Annotated in this window: 14 protein-coding genes; 12 read left to right on the plus strand and 2 right to left on the minus strand. The window is 44.6% G+C overall.

Features of this window, described 5'->3' with window-relative positions; genetic code table 11:
* The first annotated feature begins 150 nt into the window (after positions 1–150).
* The 11 genes from AC0VYE_RS07710 to AC0VYE_RS07760 all read left to right on the plus strand — a co-directional run bounded on the left by AC0VYE_RS07710 (position 151) and on the right by AC0VYE_RS07760 (position 16,463).
* The gene (locus AC0VYE_RS07710; RefSeq protein ID WP_076268001.1) at positions 151–1,521 is read left to right on the plus strand and encodes an ATP-binding protein; all 1,371 of its coding nucleotides are present in this window, start codon (positions 151–153) and stop codon (positions 1,519–1,521) included.
* Between the two features lie 150 nt (positions 1,522–1,671).
* Entirely contained in the window at positions 1,672–3,234 is a 1,563-nt protein-coding gene (locus AC0VYE_RS07715; protein ID WP_475447068.1) for a leucyl aminopeptidase, read from the plus strand.
* Positions 3,235–3,326: 92 nt separating this feature from the next.
* On the plus strand, positions 3,327–4,034 hold the full coding sequence (locus AC0VYE_RS07720; RefSeq protein WP_475447070.1) for a DNA alkylation repair protein: 708 nt from the start codon (positions 3,327–3,329) through the stop codon (positions 4,032–4,034).
* A 167-nt stretch (positions 4,035–4,201) separates the two neighbouring features.
* Complete coding sequence (locus AC0VYE_RS07725) at positions 4,202–5,206, plus strand: acetylxylan esterase (RefSeq protein ID WP_475447072.1); 1,005 nt, start codon at positions 4,202–4,204, stop codon at positions 5,204–5,206.
* 293 nt (positions 5,207–5,499) lie between these two features.
* Positions 5,500–8,415 carry a 2-oxoglutarate dehydrogenase E1 component gene (locus AC0VYE_RS07730; RefSeq protein ID WP_339207570.1) on the plus strand — a complete coding sequence of 972 codons (2,916 nt, stop codon included), beginning with the start codon at positions 5,500–5,502 and terminating at the stop codon, positions 8,413–8,415.
* 6 nt (positions 8,416–8,421) lie between these two features.
* Complete coding sequence (gene odhB / locus AC0VYE_RS07735; RefSeq protein ID WP_076267997.1) at positions 8,422–9,651, plus strand: 2-oxoglutarate dehydrogenase complex dihydrolipoyllysine-residue succinyltransferase; 1,230 nt, start codon at positions 8,422–8,424, stop codon at positions 9,649–9,651.
* Positions 9,652–9,879: 228 nt separating this feature from the next.
* Positions 9,880–11,682, plus strand: a complete 1,803-nt coding sequence (locus AC0VYE_RS07740) for a sensor histidine kinase (RefSeq protein WP_475447075.1) — start codon at positions 9,880–9,882, stop codon at positions 11,680–11,682.
* Positions 11,675–12,964, plus strand: coding sequence for a response regulator (locus AC0VYE_RS07745; protein ID WP_475447077.1), 1,290 nt, complete (start codon positions 11,675–11,677; stop codon positions 12,962–12,964). The genes AC0VYE_RS07740 and AC0VYE_RS07745 overlap by 8 nt, the downstream gene beginning before the upstream one ends.
* A 169-nt stretch (positions 12,965–13,133) precedes the next feature.
* Positions 13,134–14,579 (plus strand): ABC transporter substrate-binding protein, encoded by a 1,446-nt coding sequence (locus AC0VYE_RS07750; RefSeq protein WP_076267994.1) that lies wholly within the window; start codon positions 13,134–13,136, stop codon positions 14,577–14,579.
* 106 nt (positions 14,580–14,685) lie between these two features.
* On the plus strand, positions 14,686–15,591 hold the full coding sequence (locus AC0VYE_RS07755; RefSeq protein WP_475447080.1) for a carbohydrate ABC transporter permease: 906 nt from the start codon (positions 14,686–14,688) through the stop codon (positions 15,589–15,591).
* On the plus strand, positions 15,588–16,463 hold the full coding sequence (locus AC0VYE_RS07760) for a carbohydrate ABC transporter permease (RefSeq protein ID WP_076267992.1): 876 nt from the start codon (positions 15,588–15,590) through the stop codon (positions 16,461–16,463). The genes AC0VYE_RS07755 and AC0VYE_RS07760 overlap by 4 nt, the downstream gene beginning before the upstream one ends.
* Before the next feature lie 55 nt (positions 16,464–16,518).
* Here the strand turns inward: AC0VYE_RS07760 and AC0VYE_RS07765 are convergent, their stop codons facing one another.
* The gene (locus AC0VYE_RS07765) at positions 16,519–16,734 is read right to left on the minus strand and encodes a hypothetical protein (RefSeq protein ID WP_179089789.1); all 216 of its coding nucleotides are present in this window, start codon (positions 16,732–16,734) and stop codon (positions 16,519–16,521) included.
* Positions 16,735–16,743: 9 nt separating this feature from the next.
* Between AC0VYE_RS07765 and AC0VYE_RS07770 the strand changes: the two genes are divergently transcribed.
* On the plus strand, positions 16,744–18,516 hold the full coding sequence (locus tag AC0VYE_RS07770; RefSeq protein ID WP_475449480.1) for a PAS domain S-box protein: 1,773 nt from the start codon (positions 16,744–16,746) through the stop codon (positions 18,514–18,516).
* On the opposite strand, the gene AC0VYE_RS07775 is transcribed toward AC0VYE_RS07770, so the two are convergent.
* A complete protein-coding gene (locus AC0VYE_RS07775) occupies positions 18,508–19,722 on the minus strand; it encodes an MFS transporter (protein ID WP_076267990.1) in 1,215 nt (404 codons plus the stop codon). The two genes, AC0VYE_RS07770 and AC0VYE_RS07775, sit on opposite strands and share 9 nt — an antisense overlap.
* Positions 19,723–19,738: the final 16 nt, after the last annotated feature.

Here is a 19,738-nt window from a genome sequence, read left to right on the forward strand (position 1 = left end):
TAAAGTCCTAGATGACTTTCGGGCAGACTTTTTGCCTATTTACGGTGCATAATTCGACAGGATTTCCGATTGACAGCGATTGTAAACTCGCCCTATGATTAGTAGTAACTGTAACCGTTATTTATAGATGTTGCCGGGGAGGAGTACAAGATGTTGGCCATTCGAAAGCGCTATTTCCCGGCGCTTGCCGAGTATATTCGGAGTGGTAAGGAAGTATCATTATTCCATGCTAACGAGCTTGGCAAGGAGCTTTACGGAATAAACCCTGAAGAAATTATTGCCGTACATGAGGAATGCATACAGTCTTTGGCTGCAAATGTTGACTCGGAGGAGGCTGTGCGATTATATAATCGTTCCTTTGTTTTTTTAATGGAGATTATGGTTGCTTGCCGATTTCGTTTGCAGCCAGAGAGATCAACAGAGCAAAAATTCACTGAAATGCGAGAGATGCTTTTCAGATCCAACCGCTCCTTTGAACGAGTCAAAAATAAATATGAAAATGTTTTGCAGCACATGGACAGCGGAATTGCTTTGTTTGACAGTGATGGAATTTTATCGTTTATTAATGTGCAAATGGCCAAGCTACTCGACATCCCTCGGAAAACATTAATTGGTTGTACGATAAAGGAAATATTAAGACATCGGCGGCTTACTAGCAGCACGAAGCGAACAGTTCTTAGACTCTACAAAGAAATGTTTCTCATGCATAGCAAGTATTATGAGTTCCAACACAAAGATGGTAAACATCTATTGGTAACGGTTACATACGGTGATCAGTTAGACGGTGATTTTTTAATTAGCGTTAAGGATGTTTCTGAATATAAGCAAATTGAGCAGACGGCATTGCAAAACGACAAGCTTGCCATGCTCGGGAAAATTGCTGCTGCAATTGCACATGAAATTCGTAATCCGTTGACAAGTATTCGCGGCTTTATTCAGCTATTGCGGCCATATTTACTGGAAGTGGGCAAAGAAGAATACGCTCGTATTATTTTAACGGAAATTGACCGGGCAAATGATATCATTTATGAATTTCTAAATTCGTCCAAGCCATCAGCACCAATGAAACAATTGGTGTCTATCGATCATTTAATAAAAGAGGTTGTACTTCTGACCGAAAGTGAAGCTTTGATGCGGAATTGCGAAATTAAAGCGGAGTGTTATTGCTCAGAGCATCTCGTCTCGATTGATGTTAAACAAGTGAAGCAGGTTATTTTGAACATTATTAAAAATTCACTCGATGCGATTGAAGAAGTTCAGAGCGAGCGAAGAGGCCTTATTGATATTATTACGCGTGGAAATGGACAATTTGCCGAAATTATTATTAAGGATAATGGAAAAGGCATGGACAAAGCAACGATGAGCAGATTGTTTGACCCCTTCTTTACGACGAAGCAGTCGGGTACAGGGTTAGGCTTATCGGTAAGCTACAGAATTGTTCGCAATCATAACGGTACGATTAGAGTGGATAGTCAATTAGGGGTAGGGACTGAATTTATTCTGACACTGCCATTAGCTTAATGCTAACTACAAAAGAATTGGCTTAGCTGAATTGAATCGGATGCTCTCCCCCCAATCGTGGGCGGGGAGTATTTTGCTTTTTCATATCATGTTAGCTGAGTGACAAGTTTGCAATTATAAACATGGCAAAGAGGAGAATGCTTAGGTATAATGAGTTTGAAAAAAGCGATTGAGAGCGAGGAAATAATAATGAATATTCATTTTACATACGGGGTTCGCGGTACAGAGCAAGCAAATGCAGATGCGGTTATTCGTTTTGTCAGTAAAAAAGAGTTGACGCAATCAGATGCAGCTACCCCGATCGTACAGCCGCAAATCGATGAAGCGCTTAGAGGGCGTTATGCTAAAGGGTTGTTTAAAGCGGATTCAGAGCAAACGGAGATTATGCCGACGCTTGGATTGTATCCTGCGTCTCATATCGTGTTTGTTGGGCTTGAACAGGATGGCGGAGCTACGAGCCTGCGGCTTGCAGCAGCGGCTGCAGCCAAAGCGTTGAAAAAAATACAGGCGGTAAATGTACAAGTACTACTGTCTGATGCAATTGTTGAAGGGCCGGCTGCTAGCCTTGGAGCGGAGTCTACTGCACAAGCGCTGACTGAGGGCTTGCTGCTCGCGCTTCATGATCGGCAACCGTTAAAACGGGAGAAAGCAGAGCGATTTTCACTGAAAGAGGTTGCACTCGTACCACAGGGAGCAACTGTATCAGCAGAGGAAGCCGCGTTGTGGTCGCAAGGGATAACAAAAGGCCGGTTGTATGTTGAAGGGGTCATTTTGGCGAGAGATCTTACGAATTTACCTGGCAATGACCTTACGCCAGAACGGTTGGCGTATCATGCAGAAGAATTAGCGCGTGAGCTTGATTTGGAAATAGAAGTCATTGATGAGTGGAGTGCGGCTGAGCAGCGGATGGGCGGTCTATTAGGCGTTGGTCAAGGCAGCATAAATCCACCGCGTATGATCGTTATTCACTATAAAGGCAATCCAAATTCAGAAGAGGCATGGGGACTAATCGGAAAAGGAATTACATTTGATACGGGCGGTATTTCCTTGAAGAGAGCGGAAGGCATGCAGGATATGATTTCCGACATGGGCGGCGCAGCTGCTGTGCTAGGTGCTATTCGCGTCATTGGAGAGCTGAAACCAGCAATCAACGTCATTGCAGTCATTCCAACAGCTGAGAATATGCCTTCGGACCGAGCGATTAAACCTGGAGATGTGCTGCGCATGATGAGCGGCCATACCGTTGAGATTGTGAATACCGATGCTGAAGGCAGATTAGTGCTGGCAGACGGACTTACGACCGCCATTACAAGGGGAGCAACGAAGCTGATAGATGTGGCAACTTTAACTGGTGCCGTATCCGTTGCCTTGGGTACGCACGCAACAGGCGCGATTACAAACAATGAAGAGCTCTACAAACAGGTGCAGCTTGCGTCAGAGAGAGCTGGCGAACGAATCTGGCAGCTTCCTTCTTATCCGGAATATAAGCGGCAGATTAGAAGCGATGCAGCAGATTTGAAAAATAGCGGCGGAAGATATGGCGGTACGATTACAGGCGGATTGTTCATTGGACATTTTGCCGAAGGATTGCCGTGGGTGCATCTCGATATTGCCGGAACTGCATGGCTGGATTCGAGCAGAGGCTGGGAGCCCAAGGGAGCTACCGGCGTCATGGTTAGAACTTTAGTTGAATTGATTGTACATCAAGAATAAGCTTTGAGATGTGATGATTTGGAGGTTCGCCGCTTCTGGCGTACCTCCTTTATTTGCGCAGTAATAAGCGGACTAAAATGGAGGGCTGACATATGACCTATGAAGAGATAATGAAGGAATTAGAGCGGCTTGGCAATGAGCAAACGAAAATGACCTTTATCCGTCATGGAGCCATGGAGCCGCTCTTTGGTGTGAAAATCGGTGATTTGAAGAAGCTTGTTAAGTATGTGAAAAAAGACGAAGAGCTAGCGCTAAAGCTGTTTGCGTCCAGTAATAGCGATGCGATGTATTTGGCGGGACTTTCAGTTAATCCAAAAACCATTGCTAAAGAGACGCTGCAGCAATGGGTCAAACAAGCTTATTGGTACATGGCAGCAGAATATACGGTAGCAGGTGTCGCAGCGGAAAGCCCTTTTGCCCATGAGCTGGCAGTAGAATGGATAGACTCCTCGGAAGAGATGGTGTCCACGTGCGGCTGGAGCACTTATGCGAATTACATTTCTATTACACCGGACGAGCAGCTGAATTTTGATGAGATACGCTTTTTGTTAAACAGAATAAAGGAAACTATTCATACGGAGCAAAATCGTGTTCGTTATACGATGAACACCTTCGTTATGATTGTCGGTATTTATGTCTCGGAGCTGCGTGAAGAAGCAGAGGCCGTTGCAGCATTCATCGGCAAGGTGCATGTAGATGTCGGAAATACAGCGTGCAAGGTCCCGTTAGCTAGTGATTATATCCAAAAAACAGTTTCTTTGGGCAAAGCAGGCGTTAAGAAAAAAACATGTATCTGCTAACTGTAAATATCTTATGGTATATAATGAACAATTCATTTTCAAAAAAAGGCTATTTTTGGTTTGGCTCAATGAGTTAAACTTGAGATAGCTTTTTTTATTTATGCCTCAAAGAACAATTTCTTTGTGTGTCGGAACGAAAATACATAGTGGAATAGGGGTATACTTATATGCATGCAATAAATAGAAGGAAAAATGATTTATTAGCTTATCGGCCATCCGTAACGATGGATGTTGAAGAGTTAAATCAATACTGGGAAAATGTATTAAACAGCTATGCAGAGAGGCCGCTTGATGTGAAGAGACATACGGTTGAAACGCCAATCACGACGGTGAGAACGGAGCGTTTAACTTATAAAGGCGGAGATGATACGCCTATTCACGGGTTATACATCGTGCCTCAGCAAGGATTAAACGGTGCGAAGCTGCCTTGTGTCGTTATTTATCAGGGTTATACAGGCGACAAGGGACTACCAGAGCGTTATGCTGCATGGCTGCTGCTGGGTTATGCCGTATTTGCAGTTGATGCTAGAGGGCAAGGTGGCGAAACAGGCAACTTGCTAACCTCTGATGAAGGTTTCGTCAAAGGCTGGGTTTCACAGGGAATAACGAATACCGAGCGCAGCTACTACCAGGCGATTACAATGGATGCCGTTAGAGCGGTGGATACAGCTGCCCTACAGGATGAGGTGGATGAGTCGCGGATTGCGGTTGTTGGCGCTAGCCAAGGAGGCGGATTGTCATTGCTTGCTGCAGCGCTGAACTCCAAGGTAAGCGCGGTCGTTGCCGATATTCCGAACATGTGCCATATGGATTTTGGCCTAATGAATTCGACGAGCTCGCTTACGGAAATTGCTCAGTACATTAAAAGGTATCCTGAGCGGCTTAACGCAGTGATGTCTACGCTTGCTCATTTTGACCTGTTGAATTTGGCTGAACGCATTAAGGCGCCTGTGTTGATGTCGGTTGGCTGGAAAGATACCGTATGTATGCCAGAGACCATCTACGCCGTATACAATCGGATACGATCGCTTAAGCAGCTAAATGATTATCCATTTTCAGGGCATGAGGTAAGCGAATACCAGAACCGAGAATCGATTTTGTTTTTACAGGAAGCACTGAAAAACGGCCTAAAGCCTTCAATTGATGCAATCGAGCAGCAAGATCAGAATTAATGCTCAATTAGTTGTCCAAAAGAGACAATCAATGCTTCAAATGGATGATATCGATGCCAATATGGTTATGGATGGAGAGCGTACTATGTACTAGAATATATATGAGCTATAAAACGGTGTCCCTGACACATGTTCATTTTTCTTACTTTTCCCTTTATATGTTAAGGGATTAGTGTTTGCTTGATTATTATTGAAAACGATTTAGGCAAGTGCAAGTTGGCGAGCATGTATGGCGAGCATCGCCTTAGAAAATAATAGGATGGCAATGAATAGAGAGGGTGGAATTTTCTGCAATGAGCAACCATGATGAGCGAAATTATTCGCCTTGGCAAAGCTACTATGGCCCCAACCTTGGGTATGTGCAGGAGCAATACGAGCGGTTCTTAACTGATCCAGACTCCGTGGAGTCTACAGTTCGTGAGCTATTTGTACGTTTCGGGGAACCTCCGGCTACACTACAAGGAGAAGCTCCGAGCATTACGGCTAAGCCAAGCGAGCAAAAGGCTGCATCACATGCAGCAGCACCTGGTCCGATTGATTCAAATATGTTGAAAAAGGTTGTCGCTGCGCATCAGCTAATGCTGAACATCCGCAGATACGGCCATTTAGCTGCAGATATTGATCCGCTCGGCTTCAGCCCTGCTGCTGATACAAAGCTGCTTGAGCCAGAAACTTTCGGACTTACGCAAGCGGATTTAACTTCTATTCCAGCATCGCTTATTTGGGATAATGCGCCAGCATCAATCTCGAATGGCTGGGAAGCAATCAACCGCTTGAGAGAGATTTATACCCGTTCAGCGGCGTATGAATTTACACATATTCATGATGAGAGTGAACGCAATTGGCTCAACAAACAGGCGGAGTCGGGAAGTTTCCCAGCACCGCTGTCTGCAAGAGAACGTTCAGCGCTGCTTGAGCGTCTAATGGAAGTTGAGTATTTCGAGAACTTCCTGCACCGGACATTCGTTGGACAAAAACGTTTCTCTATCGAGGGCGTAGACATGCTCGTGCCAGTGCTTGATGAAATCGTCCGCTCCGTAGCGCATGATGGAGCAAACCATATCCTTATGGGCATGGCGCATCGCGGTCGTCTCAACGTACTGACGCATGTACTTGGCAAGCCTTATGAGAAAATATTTTCTGAATTTCACCATGCTCCGAATAAAGAGCTTATACCGTCTGAAGGATCAATGGGCCTTAATTATGGCTGGACCGGCGACGTAAAATATCATCTAGGTGCTGACAGAGCTGTGAAGGAAGGCGAAACGATTCGAGCGAATCTTACCCTTGCGAACAACCCGAGCCACTTGGAATTTGTTAATCCAGTAGTTGAAGGCTTCACACGCGCTGCTCAAGAAGATCGCAGCAAGCGTGGAATGCCTACACAAGATCCAGCGAAAGCAGTGACGATTGCCGTTCACGGCGACGCGGCTTTCATTGGAGAAGGAATTGTTGCGGAAACGCTCAATTTCAACAAGCTGCAAGGTTATCACAATGGCGGTACGATTCATATTATCGCGAATAATCGCCTTGGCTTTACGACGAACAGCATAGATTCACGCTCGACGCATTACGCAAGTGATCTTGCGAAAGGCTTCGACATTCCTATCGTACACGTAAATGCGGATGAGCCGGAAGCTTGCTTGGCAGCAGTACGCCTCGCTTGTGAATACCGTCTCCGCTACAATAAAGGTTTTGTTATTGATTTGATTGGTTACCGTCGTTTCGGTCATAATGAAATGGACGATCCAGAAGTAACACAACCGCTGATGTATGCAAAGGTTCGCAATCATCCGACCGTTAGCGTGCTTTACAGCGAGCAGTTGAAGGGTGAGAAGGCGATTACGGAAGCGCAGGTTGAAGAATTGCGTCAACGTACGAACGGCAAGCTGCAAGCAGCCTATGATGCAATGAAAGCGAAGGAAGGCGAGCCGAAGCTTCGCGGTGAGCAAAATAAAACAACGCTGCCTACTGGCGAGGAAGTACGCACTGCAGTTCCGCTTGAGACGCTTCGTGAAATCAACCTGGAGCTGCTTAACCGTCCAGAGGGTTTCACCGAATATACGAAGCTTCAACGTATTTTGCAGCGCAGAGCTTCAGCTTTGAACGATGGGGAAAAGGTTGACTGGGCACATGCCGAAACGCTTGCCTTCGCAACGATTCTTGCAGACGGTACACCTATTCGTCTAAGCGGTCAGGATTCGGAGCGCGGAACGTTTGCACATCGTCACATCATGCTTAATGATAATGCGACGGCAGCTAAGTTCTCGCCGCTGCACATTTTACCGCAAGCGAAAGCATCCTTTGCCGTTCATAACAGTCCATTGTCTGAAACGGCAGTACTCGGCTTTGAATATGGCTACAACGTTTTTGCGCCTGAAACCTTTGTTATCTGGGAAGCGCAATATGGTGACTTTGCCAACGTTGCCCAAGTTATTTTTGACCAATTCATCTCAGCTGGCCGTGCGAAATGGTCGCAAAAATCAGGCATTACGATTTTGCTGCCGCATGGCTATGAAGGCCAAGGACCAGAGCATTCAAGCGCTAGACTTGAACGTTTCCTTCAGCTTTCAGCTGATAACAACTGGACCGTTGCGAACCTTTCAACGTCCGCTCAATATTTCCACTTGCTGCGCAAGCAAGCAGCGTCGCTTGGCACGGAGCATGTTCGTCCGCTCGTTCTAATGGCGCCTAAGAGCTTGATCCGTAACCCTCGTGTTGCGTCGCATGGTGTTGCATTCAGCGAAGGCTCCTTCAAGCCGGTGCTTCCGCAATTCAAGCTGACAGAGCCGAAGGAACAGAAGGATAAAGTAAAACGTTTGCTTCTTTGCACAGGTAAAGTAGCTATCGATATTGAAGAGGCGCTTGCATCGACAAATGCTGAAGATTACGAATGGCTGCGCGTTGCAAGAGTAGAGCAGCTGTATCCGTTCCCTCATGCAGAAATTGAACGTATTGTGAAGCAATTCGACAAGCTTGAAGAAATCGTATGGGTACAAGAAGAACCGCAAAACATGGGGTCATGGAGCTTCATGGAACCGCGTCTTCGCGCGTTAGCGCCTAAGAAGGCAGCTGTTCGCTACGTTGGCAGACCTGATCGTTCAAGTACTGCAAGCGGACACCAAGAAGTACATGCCGCAGAACAAAAATGGATTATTTCGACAGCATTGAACGGCAAACCAGTTGAAACAAGTTTGATTAGGGGGTAGTGACTAATGGCTGAAATTATTGTACCGGAACTAGGCGAGTCCATTTCTGAGGGCACAATTACCAAATGGTTCGTGAAGGAAGGCGACTCCGTCAATCAGGGAGATGTCCTACTAGAGCTTGAAACCGATAAGGTTAACATAGAAATTAGCGCTGACAATAGCGGTGTTGTATCTCGCATCGCTAAACAAGACGGAGAAGTTGTACTTGTAGGCGAAGCGATCGGTTCGATTGGAGAAGCAGCGGGCGGCGCAGCCGCACCTGCTGCTCCGGCAGCTGAGTCAGCTCCTGTTGCTGCTCCTGCCGCAGTAGCGGCACCAGCTGCTGCTCCAGCGGCGCCTGTTGCCTCTTCTGCAAATGAAAGTGCAGCAACGATTAATGCATCGCCAGCTGCTCGTAAACGTGCTCGTGAGCAAGGCATTGATCTATCAGCGCAAGGACAAGCTCCTGCTGCTGCACCTGCACCAGCGGTTGCCACTCCGGTTAAATCTGCTCCGCTAACACAATCAGAACCTGCTAACGCAGGCAAAGATGTGAAGCCGACTGAACGCAAACGGATGTCTCGTCGCCGGGTTACGATTGCTAACCGCCTAGTTGAAGCACAACGCACAGCTGCGATGCTGACGACTTTCAATGAAGTGGATATGACTGCGATTCTTGATTTGCGCAAACGCCGCAAGCAAGCTTTCTTCGAGAAAAATGATGTAAACCTAGGTTTTATGTCATTCTTTACGAAAGCTGTAGTTGGTGCGCTTAAAGCATTCCCGCTGCTTAATGCTGAAATTGACGGCGAAGATATTGTTACGAAAAAATTCTATGATATCGGCATTGCAGTATCTGCAAAAGAAGGTCTTGTCGTTCCGGTCGTTCGTGACGCGGACCGTCTAAGCTTCGCTGAAATCGAGAAAAATATCGTTGAGCTTGCTGGCAAAGCAAGATCAAACACGCTTGCCATTTCTGATTTGCAAGGCGGAAGCTTCACTATTACGAATGGCGGCGTATTTGGCTCCTTGCTGTCCACGCCAATTCTTAATGCACCGCAAGTTGGTATTCTCGGCATGCACAAAATTCAAATTCGTCCTGTAGCAATCGATGACGTTCGTATGGAAAACCGTCCGATGATGTATCTTGCATTGTCTTACGATCACCGTATCGTAGATGGCAGCGAAGCTGTTCGCTTCCTCGTAACCGTCAAAGCGCTTCTAGAAGATCCAGAAGCACTTCTTCTCGAAGGCTAAATATAAAGCATTACATTAGAGACTGTCCTTTAAGTAGAGTGATCTACTCAAAGGACAGTCTCTTTTTTTTGCGATTAAGTTGGCCATTTTATTATGTTATGAAAAAAGATGTCGAAAAAAGATCTGAATATCGATTACAATAAACATAATATTGAACATGGAAGCGGGCGTATTATCGGCTACAATTAAGATTTAAGAAGTATTCAATGGAGAGAGGCTGCATAATAGATGCGAGAATCCTTTACTAATCTCACAATGCTCCAGCGGTTCATCGCGTTGTTTATTGCACTCGTCGTTATACCTGTTATTTTTATGGATTGGGTTGTCTCGCGCAATGTCGCAGAAATTACGGAGCGGCAAGTGGGTTCGACGCTGGTGAAGTGGGTGGAATCGAGTCATGTAACGATTGATCGAACAATCATGCATATGGAAGAGACCATGAATTCGATCATGATGACCAAGGAAATTCAGGAAATGCTTAATATCCCGTTGTCTTCATCCTACGAGCGTTTTAGACGATTCACGTCTCTGGATGAGATGCTGCTGAAACAAACATCTCCTAAAATAGCGTATTCTTTTTTTATGCCGGATTCTGAAAGCCTTTACTCTTTTGTACCATCATTGGATATTCAGACGCGAGGCATCTACTTCTCTACTAATGTGGATGCGCTTCCATGGTATAAGGAGGCATATCGAGCACAGGGGAGGGGAGTGCTGAAGGTACTGCATCAATTCGGGGATAATCCGTCCGATCTGGAGACGCTTGTTATGGTTAAACAAATGAACAGCATAACGAATGGGCGATCACCAGAAGCTGGGTACTTGATCGCGTCGGGACTTGAACGTGTGCTGGCAAGTGATCTTGATCCTGATAATGTGGCGAAGGACGGCGAGTTGTTGATTTTAAATGAAGATAATACGATCATCTCGACAACAAGCAACTACTCCATCGGAAAGATCCTCCCGTTGCCGGACTACGTATCGAATTCCAAAGGTGGATATTATACGCTAGAGGTTGATGGCAAGAAGTGGCTGTATGCCATTCATCAAAGCGATGAAAGCAAAACAAAGCTGCTCTACAAAACACCGCTGCAATCCATTATCGGTGATCATGAGGTTATCGAGCAGCTCGTTTATTATTCAATGATGGGTTATTTCCTGCTGTTGCTCCTATTAGGTGTTTACTTTATTCGTTCCATTGTTCGTCCAATTTCTAGACTCGCTAGGCATACACGCTCTTATGAGCCAGGCAAACCGCTTGGATTAACACAGTATCCGCAGCGTACTAAGGATGAAATCGAAATTTTAAACAACAATTTTATGGATATGACAGAGCGATTAAATGAAACGATCAACGATAAATATGTGCTTGAGCTGAAGCAAAAGGAAGCGGAGCTGTCGATCCTTCACTCACAAATCAATCCGCATCTGCTGTACAATACGCTGGAGTCAATTTATTGGCGGATGACGCTTGAGGGAACGGACGAGTCAGCGGAAATGGTTCGTGATCTGTCTCTTGTTATGCGAATTGGCCTTAGCCGCGGCAAATCATTAATTACGATTGAAGAAGAACTGCAGCATGCAGAGGCTTATGTAAGGCTGCAGCTAAAACGTTATGACTATAATTTTAATGTCAATTGGATCATTCAAGAGGAAGCGAAGAGCTGTCTAATTCCGAAGGTTGTACTGCAGCCGCTTATCGAAAATGCAATCGTACATGGTATTAAACGAATGGATACTGATGGCGAGCTATGGATAACGATCAAGCTGGAGCTGGATTACATCGTCATTGCAATAGAAGACAACGGATATCGCTTGAAGGATGTTGCGCACATTTATGATATTTTGGAAGGCCGAAATCCGGATGCGGGATACGGCATTCGAAACGTCAATAAACGAATCCAATTGCATTTTGGCGAGTTATTCGGTTTGGAATATGCTTTGCGTGCGGAAGGCGGGCTTCGGGCTCAGCTTACGATACCAATCTCACATACCATAGATGACCTCATGAGGGAGGAAGAGCATGTATAATATACTGATTGTTGATGATGAACCGATGATTTGTAAAGGGATCAGCTCAATATTAAGGCAGTCCGATATTCAAATCGGCGAGCTGTTTACGGCTGGCAATGGCTTTGAAGCTTTGGATTATTTTCGACTGGAAAAAATAGATTTGATCATTACAGATATTCAGATGGAGCATATGAACGGCATTGAGCTCATGGAAACGATATTTGTAGAAAATAGTGCGGTCCCGATTATCGTGCTGTCAGCGCATGGAGAGTTTGCTTATGCTCAGAAAGCAATGAAGTTCGGCGCCAAAGAGTATATCGTGAAGCCAGTCATGCCGAAGCAGCTTATTCAAATAGTTGGAGGTTTGCTAAGACATAAGGAAAGTGAGCTTCGTACGGCATCCGATGCTGCGTTCAACCGCAAGTTTTATTTGGAGGAAACGAATCCAAAGCAGCATATGCTGCTTAACGAGTTAATTACGGAAGGGCTTGGCGAGTCGGAGGTTGAAGCTTTATTTCAATCATTAGGATTAAAGCTGGATGGCCCCTACTTCAGTTTATTTACGATCCAGCTGCATTTGAAAAACGCTGGTAAAACGGATAAAGACATTCAGTCCTTGCGTGATCGGAATTTGCTTAAGTATGCCTGCTACAACGTGGTAGAGGAAACGATCAGCAGCTGGGATAAGTTATTGTTTTATTCACCGAATGGAGCTCTGACTGTCGTGCTGCAGCTTTCAGCGAAGGAGCTGGACCATTCGATGCGAAGCAGCTTGCTGACGACGATCGGACAACAGCTTCATGCGCATTTGCTGGAATATTTAAATGTCCAATGCACGATTGGGATTAGTACGATTAAGGAAGGGCTTTTCAGTTGGGCAGAGCTTTATAAGGAAGCGATATCCGCGTTAAAAATGACAGAGGTTCATCCTGATCATCATGTGTTTTTGGCCGAGGATATGTCAGACAAAAAATCTACTGAGGATCATAATGGGGATATTCAGGAAGCGAGAGGCTACATAGACAAACATTTTAGTAAAAAAGGAATGAAGCTGCAAGATATTGCTGACGCTGTTCATCTAAGTCCCAATTATTTGAGCTATTTATTTAAAAAGGTGCTTAATATTACGATATGGGACTACTTGACGAAGCAGAGAATGGAAGCGGGAAGAAGGCTGCTGCTTACGACTGATATGCGGAGATACGAGATTGCGGATGAGATTGGTTATGAGTCGCCGGAGCATTTTAGCAAAATGTTTAAAAAGTACTTTGGCTATAATCTATCAGATTTAAAAAAATAACATTTCTGCTCGTGCTGCTGCGCGAGCAGTTTTTATATGTCGAACCATATGTCGAAATCATAACAGCGCACACCTTAACCGTAACAGCGACCATCGTGTAGAGAGAAGAAGCTGACTTATAATGAGGATGCAAGCAACAAAAGACCTAATTGAGAGGGGAACTAACACGATGAAGATCAGGGGAATCGTAATCAGCATGCTCGTATTGATGATTGTGCTAGCAGGCTGCAGCGGCGGCAGCAACAATGGCGGGAATAAAGGAAAAGAAGAAAATGCTGGAAAAGCAACGAATGCAGCTGTAAATAAAACAGAGGAGCAGCCAGCAACTGAGAAACCAGCAGAGCCTGTTGAAATTACAGTTCAAGGCCAACCGCCGGATAGAACAGAAGCAATCGAGCAATTGAACCTAAAAATTGAGCGTTTCAAAAAAGCAAACCCTAACGTTACGATCAAAACAGATGATTGGCAGTACAATCCATCTGAAATCGGAATTAAAATGGCTGCTAACAATGCGCCAACAGAATTTAATGCTTATTTGACAGAAGGACGTGTTCTAGCTGAAAAAGGCTGGGCAGCTGATGTTACGAGCCTTATTGAAAATTGGAAAAACAAAGATGATTTAAATCCAATTATGACGGGTCCGTTCTCTGTTGACGGTAAAATTTACGGTATTCCAGTAGATGCTTATGTTATGACAATTACGCTTAACAAGAAAATTTTCGAAGAAAAAGGCGTTCCGCTTCCATCGCTTGACTGGACTTGGGAAGAGCTGATTGAAACGGCGAAAAAAGTAAATGATCCGGCTAAAGGTATTGCTGGCTTTATCCCAATGGGCAAAGGCACAGAAGCGGGCTGGAACTGGACGAACTTCTTGTTTGCAGCGGGCGGCGACATTCAAACAGTTGAGAACGGCAAAGTAAAAGCAACATTTAACAGCGAACAAGGTTTGAAAGCGTTGGAGTTTTACAAGCAGCTAAAAGATGCTGACGTGCTTCCGAAAAACTGGGCTCTAGGCTACGGCGATGCACTTAACCTGTTTAACCAAGGCCGCGGTGCAATGGTTATGTGCGGAAGCGGCAACGCAGCGGATGCAGCCATCAACACAGGCGGTATCAGCAAAGACGACGTCGTTATTTATCCGATCCCATCCGTAACTAAAGGCGGCAAGCACACTGGCGTATTAGGCGGCAGCTTCAAAGTCATCAACCCTAAAGCAGATGCTGCACAGCAAAAAACAGCATTTGACTGGTTGACTTCGGAATACTTCACTGACGAATTCATAAATGCAATCGACGGTGAAGTCACTACACGTAAAGCAGAAAACAAAGTATATATTCCACAAACGATTTTCTACTGGACACCAGAATCCGAGTTCGGTAAAAAATGGGATACGATGTTAGCTAAACACGACAACGTGTTCACATATGACCCTGCTTTGATGGCTTTGCTTGATGGTAAGCCAGAGCCGCAGTATGAAACACAAGCTTTCTATGCTGAAATGGCTAACGTTATTCAAAAAGTGTTCACGACAAAAGATGTTGATTTGAAAAAAGTGTTGGATGAAGCAGCAGCTAAAGTCCAATCGGAATTCTACGACAAAATTACGATCCAATAATAAGCCGCGACACCAAGGGCCAATACCAATAACCTCGGTATTGGCCCGTTTTTTTTCAAATTAGAAGTGATCATAAGTATCGCTGCACCTTGGGAGGGGGAGAACCATGGCAACACAAACGATTACATCAACGATAAGCACGAAGAAAAAGCGAAAGTGGAACCTCTATATGTGGGGGGCCTTGTTTGTACTTCCCGAAATTATCGTTTTCTTGCTTTTTCTCTGGATTCCTATTATTAAGGGAGTTCTGTACAGCTTTCAAGAGGTGGATTTCGTTAAAGGGAATGTTTTTGTTGGTCTGCAAAACTACATCGATATTACGAGTTCAATTGACTTTTATATCGCAATAAAAAATACGCTGTATTATATGGGGCTTTGCGTAGTCATTGGTTTTTGGGTGCCTGCTGCGGTTGCTATTGCTGTATCGGAGCTCAGAAGATTTCAAGGGCTAGCTCGCGTTGCGGGTTATTTGCCAAGTGTAATACCAGCTATCGTGCTATACGGCATGTGGGTTTGGTTTTATGATCCGATCGGACCAATTAATGCATTCCTGATGGGCATCGGATTGCCGGCAATTGATTTTTTCACAAAAGGCATGTCCATGATCTCGATCGTTATTATGGAAACATGGCAAAACTTTGGCGGTGCGGTGCTCATATATTTAGCCTCAATCGTTGGCATACCGCGGGATCTGTATGAAGCTGCGGAAATTGACGGTGCAAGCGTGTGGCAGCGGATTAAATTTATTACATTGCCTAATTTGCGTTCATTGCTGTTTCTAATGTTTTTACTGCAAATCATTAACACCTCGCAAAGCTTCCAAGCACAACTGGCTATGACTGCCGGAGGTCCGGACAACGCGACTTTAACTTATATGCTGCTTATGAACAGAAATGCATTTACTTATTTGGATTTTGGCAAAGCAACAGCAATGGGTACGATGATGTTCGCCGTTATGATGGTGCTCTCCTTCTTCTACCTGAAAGTGCAGAATAGGAGTGAAAAAGGATGAAAAATACCGAGCGTTCCATAATCTCATCATTTGATTTCAAACGTTGGCAAGTAAAGCTTGGTTACGCTGTGATGGTGCTTTTTATTGGCATAATCATTGTATCCATGCTGTATCCCTTTCTGAATACGCTGCTTAGCTCTCTGAAGACGACTGGGGAATTTTTTGCTTTCCCTGCGCCGTTTTTCCCAAAAGATTGGCTGTGGCATAACTATATTGATGCATGGCATGTTATTCCGATGCTTAAGTTTTTGAAAAACACGCTGATGATTTTTATTGGAACAGTTGTTTTCGCCCTTGTCTTTATTGGCATGACGTCATTCGCGTTGTCTCATATGCGGGTACCTTTCAAGAAAGTGGTCATGCTGTTTTTCTTGTCTACCCTGATGATTCCATCTGCTACTTATTTAATTCCAAACTTCCTTAACTTGCAAAGCTTAGGTTTGCTAAACAGCTACTGGGCCTTTTGGCTTCCAGCAGGCGCGAATGCTTTTTATTTGCTGCTCATGAAAAACTTCTTCGATGGACTGCATAAGGAACTGTTTGAAGCAGGCAGAATCGACGGAGCTAGTGAGTTTCTATGCTTCATTCGAATCGCAATTCCTTTATCGGTACCTATTCTAATGACGCTCATTATCTTCTATTTCTCCAGCACATGGAATGATTTTTATTGGCCGTCACTTGTTATGCTGGAGAAGGATATGTATCCTCTTGCAACAGGTATTTTCAGATATGTGGTGTATTCCGGCTCCACGATTCAGTGGAATGTGAAGTTTGCGGTGCTCTCCATTACAATGGTTCCGCCGCTAATATTTTTCCTTATTTTCCAGCGTTACATTATGGGTGGACTTAATGTAGCTGGGGTGAAAGGTTAGCATTTTATCAGCTAGAGTTTAGTGAAACGGCTTTATGAATGAGTAGTAAAACGGATTAAATGACTCTCTTATAGACATTGCCGCTAATCGATACACTTGCTGGCGGCAATGTTTTTTTGTATTTTAAAATCGAAGCGGAGCAGGAAGAAGGCTGGAGATGTTGAAAGTAATCAACAGGATGAAGCTGCTTGATGAAATGAGATGAGATGAGGGGATTAAAATCGTCGAGGTTAATGAACAATTGAGGGAAAGCGAAGAGAGATATCAGCATTTAGTTCATATGCTTCCTGACGGGCTTATTGTTGTGTTAGAAGGTAATATTGTATTTGCTAATCACGCAATGCTAACTATGCTGGGCATTAGTAATTTCGATGATATCATTGGAGACCCCATAAACAAATTCATACATCCCGAGTTTATGGAGCGGTTTCCAGCTATGATCAACTATTTGATTCTAGAGGCTAATCCTTCTACGTTTACCTATTACGAGCTGCTTCGTCTGGATCAGGAAGTGATAGAGGTTGAAATGAGAGCAGTAGCTGTGAAGTTTGATGGTAAAAATGCTGTCCAGCTTATAATTCATGATATAACCAAGCAGAAGCGAATGGAAGCCTCCTTGCTCGAGAAGGAATATTTATATAAAAGCTTGATGGAAAACGTTGTAGCAGGTGTATTCGTAGGGCTAAGGGATAAGATTGTTTATGCCAACCCGTATCTAGCGGAGATGTATGGTTATACGGTTGAGGAGATGTACGCCATCTCGGTCAACGATTTGATGGATCAGGATGAAATCAATTTTCACAAAAGCAAGATTTTAAGTGGAATGGGTATTGGATTAAGTCAATTCCCTATCAAAAGTAAAGGAATAAAAAAAGACGGCAGCCGCATCTATTTGGAGGGAAACAGTACAGTTATTATGTTCAATGGAGAACTGTCCTTGCTTGGAACCGTTCAAGACGTTACACCTAAACGTGAAAAAGAAAAATTGTTAATGGAAAATGCCAAGTTGTATCAAAAAATTATAAAGTTTGTTCCCGAACCGATCGTTATGAGTGATCAAGGGATCGTGCTTTACGCGAACAAGCTAGCTTTGGAAGTGCTAGGAATTGAATCGGAAGCAAAGATAATTGGAACAAGTGTGTTCGAATTTATTCATCAGAGCCACCATGCATTAACGCTTGAGAAAATGCATCTCATTATGTCGACGGACGAGGCAACACCTTTTGAGGAACGTGTTCTTATTCGTATGGACGGAAAATTACTGGATGTGGAAGTTTCAAGTATCCGAATTAACAATTATTTGGGCAAGGATGTCATGCTCAGTGTGATTCGTGATTTGACCGACCGCAAACGCTCGGAGGAGGTTCTTATTCGTTCGGAGAAGCTGTCGGCAATTGGTCAGCTTGCCGCAGGAGTAGCGCATGAAATTCGAAATCCGTTAACAGCGCTAAAGGGCTTTACACAGCTTTTGAGCAGTAAATACCCTGAGAACCCGCATTATTTTTCAATTATGGCCAATGAAATTGACCGTATTACTTTAATCGTAAATGAGTTTATGACGTTAGCGAAGCCGCATTTCGCGAACTATCGCAGCGAGCCTCTAGAGCCGATACTGCGAAGTGTATTATCTTTGCTGGAAACACAAGCTATTCTTATAAATGTGGAGTTGAAGGTTTGTTTTGACCATACCCGGCCGAGTATATTTTGTAATGTGGACCAGCTTAAGCAGGTTTTTTTGAATATTATTAAAAACGCGTTAGAGGCAATGCCGCAGGGCGGCGAAGTTGTTGTGACGGTTGCAAGCTTGGAGGATGGCTTTGCTCATATCCGAATTATAGATGGCGGTCCAGGTATACCGGAGGAGCTTATTTCGAAAATCGGAGAGCCTTTTCTAACAACGAAAGAAAAAGGGACTGGGCTTGGCATAATGATCAGCAACCGCATTATTGAAGCGCACAAGGGTACGCTTCAAATTAGCAGTGTGATGAACGAAGGAACAGTTGTGGAAATTATGCTGCCTGTTGAGGATCAGCTAACGATAGGCCTAGGATGAGCTATAGGCGTTATCATCTAATGTGGCCAATAATCTTTTGCGTTTATGGTGAAGTGTGAAATAAATGACGGAAGATAAGGCAATTATAATGGCACAAAGTACATACATAACACTGTATCCGTAGCTTGAAGCCAAGGAGCCAAGCGTGTAGGATCCAATGCCATATCCAAGGTCGAACAGCAAATAAAACGTTGCTGTAGCGAGCCCTCTGCGATGAGCCGGAGCAGCAAGCACGGCTATGGTCTGAAAGCAAGGCAGCAGGGCGCCGTATCCGAGGCCAATGACAGCTCCGGAAACAAGCAGAATAACTGGCGAGCTTGCTTGGCTAAGCAGCAGCATGCCGATGGCAAAAATAACGATGCTGGGATATACAATGACATGTTCTCCCACACGATCTAGCAATTTTCCGACAAGCGGACGAGGCAATACTATCATAATGCCGAAGCACACAAAGAAATAGCTGGCATATTGATCAATAGCCTGTTCATGTGCATAAACCGACATAAACGTTACGAGCCCGCTGTAGGCGAACGCGACTACAAACCCGCTAAGTGCAATGGGCACAGCTTTCTTCTCTACAAGATCGCGCCAATGCAGCTTGCTCTTCGTTTTTATGATCGGTTGTTCAGCTTTGGCAGCGGCGGATTTTTTGGCTGTTGAAGCGCCTAGGATGAAGGCGATGAGCGCGCAGACAGCGCATAATGCGAACATCGCTGTAAAGCCGCCATGCGTTGTTATCGTTAAGCCAACGAAAGGACCAATGACCATCGCGAGGCTCATAAATAAGCTGAAGTAACTAATTCCCTCTCCTTTGCGATGCTCGGGTATGATTCCGATTGCAGTCGTATTTGTAGAGGTAGTTGCGATAGCGAACGTGCCGCCATGAAAAAAACGAACCAGCAGCAGCATCGCGTAGCCAAAAACACCTAAGTATGCGATCGAAAACAATAGGAACAGCAGCAACGAAATAATAACGATCTTCCGCTCCCCGTAACGGGTCATCAATTGGCCGGCGAAGGGCCGAAGCAGTACTGAGGCGATAACGAAAACAGTCATCGATAATCCGGCCTGCGTGTCAGATCCTCCAAGTCCATTGGTCACATAAACGGACAACGCTGTTGCTAATGTATAAAAAGCAAAAAATAGAAAAAAGCTGCTTAAACATATTTTAATGAAGTCGGCGCTCCATAGTTTATTCGTATTCATTATAGGTTCCCCTCTC

The sequence above is a fragment of the Pristimantibacillus sp. Z349TD_6 genome (assembly GCF_056173205.1).

Bases quoted from the DNA above. Each gene is read 5' to 3' on its own strand.
- AC0VYE_RS07745 (WP_475447077.1), top strand. From the start codon at position 11,675: ATGTATAATATACTGATTGTTGATGATGAACCGATGATTTGTAAAGGG.
- AC0VYE_RS07765 (WP_179089789.1), bottom strand. From the start codon at position 16,734: ATGCTGATATCTCTCTTCGCTTTCCCTCAATTGTTCATTAACCTCGAC.
- AC0VYE_RS07715 (WP_475447068.1), top strand. From the start codon at position 1,672: ATGAGTTTGAAAAAAGCGATTGAGAGCGAGGAAATAATAATGAATATT.
- AC0VYE_RS07725 (WP_475447072.1), top strand. From the start codon at position 4,202: ATGCATGCAATAAATAGAAGGAAAAATGATTTATTAGCTTATCGGCCA.
- AC0VYE_RS07750 (WP_076267994.1), top strand. From the start codon at position 13,134: ATGAAGATCAGGGGAATCGTAATCAGCATGCTCGTATTGATGATTGTG.
- AC0VYE_RS07740 (WP_475447075.1), top strand. From the start codon at position 9,880: ATGCGAGAATCCTTTACTAATCTCACAATGCTCCAGCGGTTCATCGCG.
- AC0VYE_RS07770 (WP_475449480.1), top strand. From the start codon at position 16,744: ATGCTTCCTGACGGGCTTATTGTTGTGTTAGAAGGTAATATTGTATTT.
- AC0VYE_RS07760 (WP_076267992.1), top strand. From the start codon at position 15,588: ATGAAAAATACCGAGCGTTCCATAATCTCATCATTTGATTTCAAACGT.
- odhB (WP_076267997.1), top strand. From the start codon at position 8,422: ATGGCTGAAATTATTGTACCGGAACTAGGCGAGTCCATTTCTGAGGGC.
- AC0VYE_RS07720 (WP_475447070.1), top strand. From the start codon at position 3,327: ATGACCTATGAAGAGATAATGAAGGAATTAGAGCGGCTTGGCAATGAG.
- AC0VYE_RS07710 (WP_076268001.1), top strand. From the start codon at position 151: ATGTTGGCCATTCGAAAGCGCTATTTCCCGGCGCTTGCCGAGTATATT.
- AC0VYE_RS07775 (WP_076267990.1), bottom strand. From the start codon at position 19,722: ATGAATACGAATAAACTATGGAGCGCCGACTTCATTAAAATATGTTTA.
- AC0VYE_RS07730 (WP_339207570.1), top strand. From the start codon at position 5,500: ATGAGCAACCATGATGAGCGAAATTATTCGCCTTGGCAAAGCTACTAT.
- AC0VYE_RS07755 (WP_475447080.1), top strand. From the start codon at position 14,686: ATGGCAACACAAACGATTACATCAACGATAAGCACGAAGAAAAAGCGA.